Raw genomic sequence first — 10,060 nt, forward strand, 5'->3', positions numbered from 1 at the left:
ACCCTTAATAAGATCCTTTCTCTTGTCATAATGAATGTACAACATGATACTATACATTCATTACAATATGTTAGCAAGTGATATTTTAGTGACGTTAAAAGAAATTAGTGTTCATTTTATCCCGCTAATTGTGAGTAGTAAGATTCACGCCTCAAAATTCAGAAGCTGGATGCCGGTAAACGTCCGATTGGTGTAGGCTAATTAAAGTTTCACTTTATAATTTTTCCTAATTCCTTTTAAACATCAGTTTTTAGTAAAAAAACCTGCTGAATTTCAGCAGGTCTCAAATTGTTACTATAGATTACTATGAGAAGCGTACTTCGTCAATTTTTTCTTAATAATGAAAATTACTCATTTTACTCTGTTGAGATAGATGGATCTGCCTGTTCTTTTTTCGGGATAATCTCAAAAAACTTGTTCTGTATATCATCTAATAATGGTGTTAACAAAGCAACTTCCTCATATTGCTCGTGCTCGTTTAGTACACGAATATAGTCTAGCAATAATTCAGTTACATCTTTCAAACCATTTTTACTAATTGGTTGTAATGTAACATTTGCGCCTTTTGCGATTCTTCTTTTTAAGGCCTGTTCTGTTAAGCCTAAGTTTGAATCACGACGCAAATAAACAACACCGCCAGTCATGCCAGCGCAAATCCATGGACCAGGGTCACCTAAAACAAGCGCTCGCCCGTTTGTCATATATTCAAAAGCAAAACCTTTAATATTGGAGTATGCACCTATATTTCCTTGCTCTTTTTCACGGAGTGGTTTTGTTATTCTACCTCCAATTATCATGTCTGCCCCAGAAAGGCGAATGCCAGCGCGAGCATCAGCGTTCCCTTGTACGTATAGTGCCCCTTTTTGTGCACCATATCCAAATCCTTTTCCGACAGAACCGTTATAATATACTCCGTCTTTTCCTTTTGATTTCGTTATATAAATCCCACCACCAAAGGAAGTTTTACCAATGCCATCTTGTGCGCCGCCATTTACGTGTATAAATAAATTTTCACTATTGTAAGCACCTAACCCATTTCCGGGAATAGAACCATCCGTATACTTTAATGTAAGTGGTTCAAGTTGAGTAGCTTCATATAGTTTACTGCGAACGCGATAACATGATTCTAGACCACCCATAACGCGTTGCTCTACACCAACGCCTACCAATTCTTTTGAGTCAGCGGAATGAACTGTCTTAAATTGTTTTTCCGGTACGCCTTCTGTTGTTGTAACAGATGGATGTTCTATTATTTGTAGTAAATTACGTAAGTTTAATAAATTTTCGCCTCGAACTTGCTCTAATAAATCAGAACGCCCAACAATTGCTTGTAAATTTGTATAACCAAGCTGTCCTGTTAATCGTTTTAGTTCTACACCGAAAGAGGTGAATAAATTTAGCAGGCCAGCAACTGCGCTTTCTAATTCGCGTGGGACGAAGCGGCGTAACCCATGTTCTTTTGCTTGTGCTTCAGACTCGATTTGTGTCGCAATTCCAACATGGCAAGTATCTAGATGGCACCCACGGCAAGTAGTACAGCCGATTGCAATCATTGATAGTGTGCCAAATCCAATACGGTTTGCTCCGAGGAGCATGATTTTCAAGGCATCATTTACACTTCGAATACCACCATCTGCCCAAATCTCTACTTTATGTCTCATGCTTGCTTCTAATAAAGCGTTGTGAGCGGCTTTAACACCAATTTCTACAGGGAGACCTACATGCTGCAATGCGTGAATACGTGCAGCGCCTGTTCCGCCATCGAATCCGCTAATGTTAATAAAATCAGCGCCAGCTTTGGCGATACCGACAGCAATTGTTCCGATATTAGGAACAACAGGGACTTTCACGGCTACTTTGGCAAGTTGATTAGCTGTTTTAATTTCTGTAATCATTTGAGCTAAATCTTCAATTGAATAAATATCATGGTTATTAGAAGGCGAAATTAAATCTGAGCCGATTGTCGCATTACGTGCTTCAGCGATTTTGGCTGTCACTTTTGAACCAGGTAAATGCCCACCTTCCCCAGGCTTTGCGCCTTGACCGATTTTGATTTCAATTAAGTTTGATGAGTTTAGTAGTTCGGCATTTACTCCAAATCGCCCAGATGCTACTTGTTGTCCACGTGTATGTGGATATTTTCCAATCATATCTTTAATTTCGCCGCCTTCACCGTTCAAGCTAATCATATTTAGCTGATCGGCTGCTTCTGCATATGCGCGAAAGGCAATTTCGTTTTGAGAACCAAATGACATAGAACTAATAATAAATGGTAAATTATGATTTTTGATGCCGATAGATACTTCTTCAGTTGGAACGACATGTTTTGTTTGTTTCGTTTGAACAAGGTGTCTGATTGCGATTGGATTATTCTCTTCTAGTTCACTTAACTTGTCACGGTAATCATCATAAGAATTTCCTTTTGCAACATCGCCGATTGCTTTCCAAATTCGCGGGAATATATGAAATGATTTTCGCATTCTAATTTTAGGATTGTTATAATCCTCTGCTCGTATTTTTGCATCTTCAACAAGTGATTCAAGTGAAAAGGCTAAATCATTTGAACCGAAGAAATTTGTAATCTGTAATATATTTGCGATTTCTTCATGTAATCCAATAGATGAATAGAGACGTCCGTAACCACGTAACTCATGAATTCCAATTGTTGAAATGACTTTTTCTAATCCTTTATTAAGTGCATTATATAGATTCGTAATTGGTGTTTTTGTTCCATCATTTACAGTCGCGAATAATAAATATGGATTGATACCATCTGCTCCTAATCCATATAGCGTGACAATGTCATGTAAGGAGCGAAGAGCACCAGAACGTATAACGAGAGAACAATTGCGGCGTAATTTATTTTCACTTAATGCTTGATGTACTTTAGCAGTAACTAAATGTGGATCAATCCACAATCGTTCATTTAGATGGGCTTTGGCGTCATCTAATACTAGTAGGGAAGCGCCATTGTTAACAGCAGCTATCGCTTCAGAACTAATGCGGCTTAATGCGCATTGCAGAGTTTCTGACGAGCTGAATGTAGCAGAGATTGTGGCGATAGAGTTATGAGTCTTAAATAGCTCTATGAGTTGTTCGTACGTAATTGTGTGTAATTCCTCTGCAATAGGTTGTGCCACGCTGCCTTCTAAAATAATTGGTGAAAGCATTTCAACTACAAATGGCCGTTTTGCGCCGCTTAATAAACTTGGACGCTCTCCAAGTACAGTACGTGTAGAGAAGTGTTCAATTTCACGGTCACGGTCAATTGCAGGGTTTGTAACAACAGCTACACTTTCTTTAATAAAGTCAGCGATATTTCGTCTATCAGTATCGAGTGCGGCAAGTGGTGAGTCATGCCCAAGTGAGCGTATTGGCTCAACGCCTTTTGTTGCCATCTGTTCAAGAAGTTGAATATGTTCTCGGTCCCATCCGAAAGCGACGTATTGTTTCGTTTCAACTTGAACAGAATCACATAGCCCTTGGATTTTTTTCGTTTCAGGGATAGATAAATTTAAATGGTAATTGGTAGTATCAATTCGCTTTTTAAAACGGTTATATACTTGGATTTGATATTTGTCATATTCATAAAGAACAAGTTCATCTTGTTCATTCCATTTTAATCCGACTTTTTCTCCAGGAGCGAGTGGTTTTGGTTCTGCTACATATTTAGTTGGTGATACAACTCCAGGTTCAGAAGAGAAAATATAAGAGCTCTCTGTCTCTACTTTCCATACTGGGCGTAATCCAAGGGAATCAACGCTGAAAACAGCTTCATCTTTAAAACGGGAAATGATGCCAGCTGGTCCTTGTGCAAAATGTCCCCATGCTTCACGTATATACGTATATAAATCTTGTAAAGGTGTTTCATAAAGTTTAATTTCATTAATAATTGGTGGGAATAGAATTTCCATTGCTTCAAATAAGCTGTAGCCGTATTGAACAAGTAGGGTTTCTAAGGTGCGGTTTAAATCTTGAGAGTCACTGCCTCCTGCAGTAAGTGGTACATCAATCATTTCAGCTTGATCGCGTAATTTCGCAATTGTGTTAATTTCACCATTATGTCCGAGAATGCTAAATGGTTGTACACGAAAAAAATTAGATAATGTATTAGTAGAGTAGCGGTTATGTCCTAATGTCATAGTTGAAGCGATAAGCGGATGTTGTAAATCATTATAGTAGGCAACAAGCGTATCACCAGCACCTAGAACTTTATATACAACATGATCATGACTTAATGAAGCAACATGAATTGCTTCGTTTTCCTCTATTTTTATTGTGACAGAAAATAATGTTTGCTCAATATTTATAATTTCGTTTTCTGCGATAAGGGCAACTTGCCAAAATAAAGGTTCTTCTTGTTTACCAAGTGGACCGAGCGCATCTGAGTTTGTTGCATCGTCACTTTCGAAAATAATAGTAAAGTTTTTGTTGTTTAATTGCGTACGAATATAATCTTTTAAGGCAGTAATGTTTTCTTTTTTATTTAGAAAAAAATGTCCAACGATAAAGTGGGGATGATCCACAATCGTTGGATTATATCCGCTACTTTTTAGTTTTTCATTCCAAAGTGTTTTTGGTATATCAATGTGAATGCCGATGCCATCGCCCTCGCCATTAATGAAACCAGCTCTATGATTCATTTTGACGAGTGATTGTATGCAAAGGTCAATGTTTTCTTTTGTAGCAATTTTTCGTTTCTCCATAACGGAAACGATTCCACACGCATCATGTTCTGCATTTCTATAATCTCGAAATAAAGACGGTGTCCATGTATTTTTTTTATTGAGCATCCGTCAATCCCCCCTCTTGTAAAAGTTAGAATAATCTTACTATTTAAGGCGCAAATCACCTTGTACACAGAGATAGTAATGCTGTAAAAGAATATAAAACAGATAATTATGAATAATTATACTATTAATACGTAATTTATGAAATAGAAAAAAGGAAAAAAGAAAGGTGAGCTTTCTTTTTTCCTTTTAATGACGGGATTATTTATTGTCTGCTAGGGCAGCAAATGCTCTGCCGACAGCTTCGATTGTATATTCAATATCTTCTTTTGTATGTTCTGTAGTTAAGAACCATGCCTCGTATTTAGAAGGTGCTAAGTTAACTCCTTCTTGAAGCATAAGCTTGAAGAATTTACCGAACATTTCACCGTCTGTATCTTGTGCGGCATCGTAATCTTCAATTGTATTAGTTGTGAAGTATACAGTTAAAGCCCCTTTTAGACGATTTAATGTAATGTCGATATTATGTTTCGCTGCTTGCTCTAAAATTCCTTTTTCAAGCATTGCACCAAGTTCATCTAACTTCTCATAAAGCCCTTCTTGTTGAAGTACTTCTAGACAAGCGATACCTGATGCCATAGAAGCAGGGTTTCCTGCCATTGTACCAGCTTGGTATGCAGGTCCAAGCGGAGCAACTTGTTCCATAATTTCTTTCTTACCACCGTAAGCACCGATTGGTAAGCCACCGCCAATAACTTTACCAAGCGCTGTTAAGTCAGGTGTAACACCAAGTAAGTCTTGAGCACCGCCGTACATAAAGCGAAAAGCAGTAATAACTTCATCATAAATTACTAGTGCGCCAGCTTCGTGAACAAGTTCATTCACTTTTTCAAGGAATCCAGGTTTAGGCTCTACAATACCGAAGTTTCCAACGATCGGTTCTACAAGGATAGCTGCTACTTCATGACCCCATTTATCTAAAGCTTCTTTTAAAGTTTCTACATTGTTAAATGGAACGGTAATAACTTCTTGTGCGATACTTTGTGGTACGCCAGCTGAGTCAGGAGTTCCTAAAGTAGAAGGGCCAGATCCAGCTGCCACAAGTACTAAATCAGAATGACCGTGGTAACAACCAGCAAATTTCATGATTTTTGTGCGACCTGTATAAGCACGAGCAACACGAATCGTTGTCATCACTGCTTCTGTACCAGAGTTTACGAAACGGACTTTATCTAATGCAGGCATTGCTTCTTTTAACATTTTTGCGAATTTTACCTCTAGCGCTGTTGGTGTTCCATAAAGTACCCCATTTTCAGCAGCTGTTGTAATTGCTTTTGTTATATGCGGATGAGCATGTCCAGTAATAATAGGACCGTATGCTGCTAAATAATCGATATATTTATTTCCGTCTACATCCCAGAAATAAGCGCCTTTCCCACGTTCCATAGCAACAGGAGCGCCGCCGCCAACTGCTTTAAAAGAACGAGAAGGACTGTTAACACCGCCAACGATATGCTCTAAAGCTTCTTTATGTAATGCTTCTGACTTTGTGAAATTCACTACAATTCATCTCCTTACAAAAATCTATGTATTATTCTAACATGTTTTTCGAAAAGACGTATTGTTTGTGATAGCGAAGGCAGTTGGGTAAACTATTCGTTGTGACATTTAGGAGGGGGGTCCGATTATGAAATCGGTAATTGAGGTACAAGGGTTACGTAAAGAGTTTACAGCCTATTCAAGTCGTCCGGGCTTAAAGGGTGCATTTCGCGATTTATTAAATCGTAATTATAAAATAGTACCAGCAGTAAATGATGTATCTTTTACTGTAAAGCAAGGTGAAATGGTTGGTTATATCGGTGAGAACGGTGCTGGTAAATCAACAACAATTAAAATGCTTACGGGGATTTTAACTCCGACATCAGGGCAAATCACAGTAAATGGAATGAACCCACATAAACAAAGAGAAGAATTTGTAAGAACAATTGGTGTTGTTTTTGGACAGCGTTCGCAACTTTGGTGGGATATTGCAGTACAAGAATCGTTTCGTTTATTAAAGAAAGTGTATGGTGTATCAGACGCTCAGTATAAGGAGCATATGGAGCACGTAATTGAAACGTTAGATATAGGGCCCTTATTAGATAAACCAGTTCGAAAATTATCTCTTGGTCAAAGGATGCGTTGTGAATTAGCGGCAGCCTTAATTCATAATCCACCGTTATTATTTTTAGATGAGCCAACAATTGGGTTAGATGTACTTGTGAAATTGAAAATACGTGAATTTTTAAAAGAAATGAATGAACGTTATAAAACAACAATTTTATTAACAACACACGATATTACTGATATTGAAGCTTTATGTGAGCGCGTTATCATGCTGGATGAAGGAAATATTATGTATGACGGTTCTTTAAATAATCTTCGTACGCAGTGGGGAGCGGAGAAGGAAATTCACTTTCAGTTTGTTGCACCAGTTTCCTATCAGGCTTTATCAATGGTTATGCCAGATAATCATGTCGTTTGGTCGAAAGCAAAAGAGGAAAATGCATGGGTTGCAAAAATTCCGAATGAAGAAGTTATTATTTCAATGCTTATTTCTAAAGTAGTACAAGCCTTTCAAATTAAAGATTTAAAAATTAACGAAGTGTCTACAGAGGAAATTATTCGTAACATTTATGAAGAAGGTATTACGCATGGGTAAGTATATTGAAATGATTCGAATTCGCTTTTTAATGATGCTTGCGTATCGTACAAATTACTATAGCGGGATTTTAATTTATACCATTAATATCGGTGCTTACTATTTTTTATGGCAAGCAATTTATAGTGGAAAAGAGAATATTGAAAGTTTATCTATTTCGCAAATGACCACGTATATCGCAATCGCGTGGATGGCACGTGCCTTCTATTTTAATAATATAGATAGGGAAATTGCGATGGAGATTCAAGAAGGACGTGTGGCTGTAGAATTAATTCGTCCGTATAACTATTTGGGAATGAAAGTTATGCAAGGTCTTGGCGAGGGAATATTCCGTTTTGCCTTCTTTTCCATTCCAGGCATGGTTATCGTTACGTTATTATTTTCGTTGCAAATTACAACAAATTTTCAAACTTGGTTATATTTCTTCTTATCTTTAATATTTAGTTTTATTATTAATACACAAATTAATTTAATGACGGGAATGCTTACGTTTTTCCTATTTAATAATAGTGGGATTATGTATGCAAAACGCGTTGTTATTGATTTATTTTCAGGTCTATTATTACCAATTAGTTTTTATCCGCTATGGGCCCAAAAAGCAATGATGTTTTTACCGTTTCAGGCTATTAGTTATATTCCAAGTATGATTTTTTCTGAAGGTATACAGGGGAGTAAGTTGTATGAGGCTTTAGTATTTCAAGTGATTTGGGCGATTGTACTTATTATTCCAATTGTACTCATGTGGAGAACGGCGAGAAAACGTCTAATTGTACAAGGGGGATAATGAGATGCTATATATAAACTTATTTTTACAATATGCAAGTCAATATATAAAAACAAAATTGGAGTATCGAGGCGATTTTATCGTTGGTTTACTTTCTGATTTATCGCTTCAAGCAGTTAATTTAATATTTATTCTCGTTGTATTTGGGCATACACAAGCATTGAAGGGATGGAGTCGAGAAGAAGTAATCTTTATTTATGGTTTCTTTTTAGTACCATTTGCCATCTTTTCAGCTTTCTTTAATATATGGGATTTTAATGATCGATACATTATTAAAGGGGAGATGGATCGTGTATTAACGCGGCCGATCCATAGCCTATTTCAAATTATATTAGAAAGAATGGAACTTGAATCTTTAATTGGAGCTATTACAGGGATTGTTGTAATGGGATATGCAGCTGTGGAGTTACAATTATCTTTTTACTGGTATGATTTCTTCTTATTTATATTGATGGTAGGAGGAGGAGCACTTGTATATGGAGGGATATTTGTTACGCTGGCGAGCCTTGGTTTTTGGTCGGATGCGAAAAGTTCAATTATGCCTCTTATGTATAACATAGGTAATTACGGGCGCTATCCTGTTAATATTTATAATCGTGTAATTCGTTTCATTTTAACGTTTGTTTTACCGTTTGCGTTTGTTGGAGTATATCCAGCGGCATACTTTTTAAGAAAAACAGAATGGAATAGTTATGCATTTGCGACGCCAATTGTTGGTGTTATCTGTTTTACGATTGCAATCACCCTCTGGAACCAAGGGGTAAAAAGGTATCGTGGCGCGGGTAATTAATTATAGAAGCTTGTTCGTTTCTAAGGGATAAATCAGTTCTCCACCTCATACATATAAAATGAGGTGGAGGACATGTTATGGGGATTTATTCTATTAATTGCAGCAATCGCTATTTTGAAAAGTGTCCAATTATTATGGAGTTCCTATTCGGATTCAACGCGTTTTTTTTCGCTCTATAATTTGGCCACATTATTTTTAATCTATACAACAGTACTAATCGCATTTGGATTAAGTTACGTTGTATTAGAGGAAATGGGTTTCGCAGTTTTGAAAGAGGACGGAGAAAGTTTGAACGCTCATTCTTTTCAACTCGTCGAAGTTTGTTTATATTTTAGCGCAGTTACTTTATTGTCTGTTGGATATGGTGACATATCTCCGATTGGAATTGGGCGATGGATTGCAATCGCAGAAGCGCTAATTGGATATACACTCCCTTTTGCTTTTGTGATGAGGTCTGTAATAGACAATGAAAAATAAGGAAGCATTTGTTATAGTAAAGGAAAAGAGTAGGAGTGATAACTATGATTACAGTAGGAGAAATGGCACCAGAATTTACATTAGAGGGAAGTAACGGAGAAGAAGTTCGCCTAGCTGATTTCCGCGGTAAAAATGTAGTTCTCTATTTTTATCCGAAAGATATGACGCCAGGGTGTACAACTGAAGCATGTGATTTTCGTGATGCGTATGGAGTATTTCAAGAGAAGGATACGGTTATTCTTGGAGTAAGTCCTGATTCAGCGAATAGACATTTGAAATTCATTGAGAAACATGAATTGCCATTTACACTTTTAGTAGATGAAGATCATAAAGTAGCAGAGTTATACGATGTTTGGAAGTTAAAAAAGAACTTTGGGAAAGAGTATATGGGAATCGAGCGTTCTACATTCCTTATTAATAAAGACGGTGAACTTGTAAAAGAGTGGCGTAAAGTGAAAGTGAAAGGACATATTGAGGATGTTCTTTCTTATATAAAATAAATCTACATTGGAGATAAAATATGCAGAAACAAGGCAAGTGTCTATACATATTTTACTGCCTTACATAAAGTGGAAGTG

At 37.0% G+C, this 10,060-nt stretch carries 7 protein-coding genes; 5 read left to right on the top strand and 2 right to left on the bottom strand.

Annotation, left to right across the window (positions count from 1 at the left end):
- Positions 1-356: 356 nt before the first annotated feature.
- A complete protein-coding gene (locus tag ACX9TM_RS02710) occupies positions 357-4,793 on the bottom strand; it encodes a glutamate synthase-related protein (RefSeq protein ID WP_000932763.1) in 4,437 nt (1,478 codons plus the stop codon).
- Positions 4,794-4,991: 198 nt separating this feature from the next.
- Positions 4,992-6,290: a glutamate-1-semialdehyde-2,1-aminomutase gene (gene hemL / locus ACX9TM_RS02715; protein WP_001011863.1), complete on the bottom strand. Its 1,299-nt coding sequence runs from the start codon at positions 6,288-6,290 to the stop codon at positions 4,992-4,994.
- A gap of 127 nt (positions 6,291-6,417) precedes the next feature.
- Between hemL and ACX9TM_RS02720 the strand changes: the two genes are divergently transcribed.
- The 5 genes from ACX9TM_RS02720 to bcp all read left to right on the top strand — a co-directional run bounded on the left by ACX9TM_RS02720 (position 6,418) and on the right by bcp (position 9,982).
- Positions 6,418-7,431, top strand: coding sequence for an ABC transporter ATP-binding protein (locus tag ACX9TM_RS02720; RefSeq protein ID WP_000843655.1), 1,014 nt, complete (start codon positions 6,418-6,420; stop codon positions 7,429-7,431).
- Positions 7,424-8,215, top strand: coding sequence for an ABC transporter permease (locus ACX9TM_RS02725; RefSeq protein ID WP_000521519.1), 792 nt, complete (start codon positions 7,424-7,426; stop codon positions 8,213-8,215). Before ACX9TM_RS02720 ends, ACX9TM_RS02725 begins: the two co-directional genes overlap by 8 nt.
- A 4-nt stretch (positions 8,216-8,219) precedes the next feature.
- Positions 8,220-9,005: an ABC transporter permease gene (locus ACX9TM_RS02730; RefSeq protein WP_000965773.1), complete on the top strand. Its 786-nt coding sequence runs from the start codon at positions 8,220-8,222 to the stop codon at positions 9,003-9,005.
- Positions 9,006-9,077: 72 nt separating this feature from the next.
- Positions 9,078-9,482: a potassium channel family protein gene (locus tag ACX9TM_RS02735; RefSeq protein WP_000964343.1), complete on the top strand. Its 405-nt coding sequence runs from the start codon at positions 9,078-9,080 to the stop codon at positions 9,480-9,482.
- A 44-nt stretch (positions 9,483-9,526) separates the two neighbouring features.
- The gene (gene bcp, locus ACX9TM_RS02740; protein WP_000633710.1) at positions 9,527-9,982 is read left to right on the top strand and encodes a thioredoxin-dependent thiol peroxidase; all 456 of its coding nucleotides are present in this window, start codon (positions 9,527-9,529) and stop codon (positions 9,980-9,982) included.
- The last annotated feature ends 78 nt before the right edge of the window (positions 9,983-10,060 follow it).

Source organism: Bacillus sp. LH1, assembly GCF_057924895.1.